Genomic DNA, 1360 nt, shown 5'->3' with positions numbered 1-1360 from the left:
GGGCTGGAAAACGCCGGCAGAAGCGCTTGACGAATTACTGTCATGAGTGAAAACAATTGGTGTTGCGACGACCGTTTGAATCCGCCATGGCTGCCACGGTCGGAATGATGCAGCAGCGCATCCGGTTTGCCGCGTCGCCAGATCGCCATCACCAGGGCATCGGTGACGAGCTGTGCCGTCATCGCCGTACTCATTGACCAGCCGACCACCCGACGCGAGAACAGATCGACGACGGCGGCCACATAAAGCCAACCCTAAGTCGTCGTCCGTGAAGAACTCTGGTTTCAGGCTGGAGAGCCTGAAGCGTGGCATTGAGAGCGGATAGGATTTGGCCCAGCAGGAGGCTGAGCCAACGGATGAGGCGGCGGAAGTTGTAGCCGGCGGCGGCGAGGACGGCGTTGGTGGCGTCTCCCTGCCGGAACCAGAGATAGTTGCGGCCCATGCGGTGCTCGGCCTTGAGATGGCCGATGACGGGTTCGACGGCGGCCCTGCGGCGCAGTTCGCGCTTGATCTTGGGCGTCACCCCTCGCTTCTGGCCGGAGATGAAGACCCTGAACTTGTGATCGGGCGGCGCGTTGTGACCGCGGTATCCCTTGTCGGCGAGGATGCGCGCGATGGTGTTGCCGACCATCGCTTCCATGTCCGGGATCACGGTGGCCAGCGTGTGACCGTCATAGGGGTTGCCGGGCAGCGCCTTTACATGGGTGACGAACTGGCCGCCCTTCGCGCGGCTGATCGTAGTGGCAACGGAGACTTTGACGCCGAACTCGTAAGGCCGGTGCGCCTTGCCCTTGCCGATGCACTCGACCTCCGGCGCGTGCAGGGAATAGATCTTCGGCCCGCGTTGACGCTGTTGCTGCTCGTGGACGCGCCGCGCCAGCGGCAACAGCTTTGCGAACGCTGCTTCGAGCCCGCTGTCACCGTCGATCTTGCGGCCGATGTCACGGATCACGCGGCCGAGATAGGTGCGCAACTTCCTCAGTAACCGATTGGCGCGCTTGAACTGCTTGGCGTGGGCATAGCGCTGATGCTGGACCAGGGCGAGCTTGCCCACGCGCGCATAGGACTGGCACAAATCCACCGCGTGGCGCTGCGCCAACCCTACCAGCTTCTCGCGCGCCCGGTTCAAAAGCTTCGCATCGGTGGGAAACGTCACGTTCTTGGGCTGAACCGTGGTGTGACGATCACCCGTGACAGTTCGGATGGCTTGATCGTGACCTGCCTCCGAAGTTTCATCCAGTGGCGATTAGAGCCTCAGCGGATGTTGAAGTGCTCCCCAAAACTAGGCCAGCTGATGCTGGAATTTTCCGGGGTTTAGCTCATGCCGGCGGGGGCGCCGATGAGCCATTCAACAGCGATA

The 1360-nt window shown here is 62.2% G+C and carries 2 pseudogenes; both read right to left on the bottom strand.

What is annotated here, in order from left to right:
* Nucleotides 1–89: 89 nt before the first annotated feature.
* Nucleotides 90–254, bottom strand: a pseudogene (locus ABIB00_RS39310) (DDE-type integrase/transposase/recombinase); the annotation flags it as partial.
* An 80-nt stretch (nucleotides 255–334) separates the two neighbouring features.
* Nucleotides 335–1191: pseudogene (locus ABIB00_RS38985) on the bottom strand (IS5 family transposase); the annotation flags it as partial.
* Nucleotides 1192–1360: the final 169 nt, after the last annotated feature.

Origin of the sequence: Bradyrhizobium sp. LB14.3 (assembly GCF_040547985.1) — a bacterium.
Lineage (GTDB): Bacteria > Pseudomonadota > Alphaproteobacteria > Rhizobiales > Xanthobacteraceae > Bradyrhizobium.
Note: the sequence above shows the minus strand (reverse complement) of the source record. Positions and strands in the feature narration are given on the sequence as shown.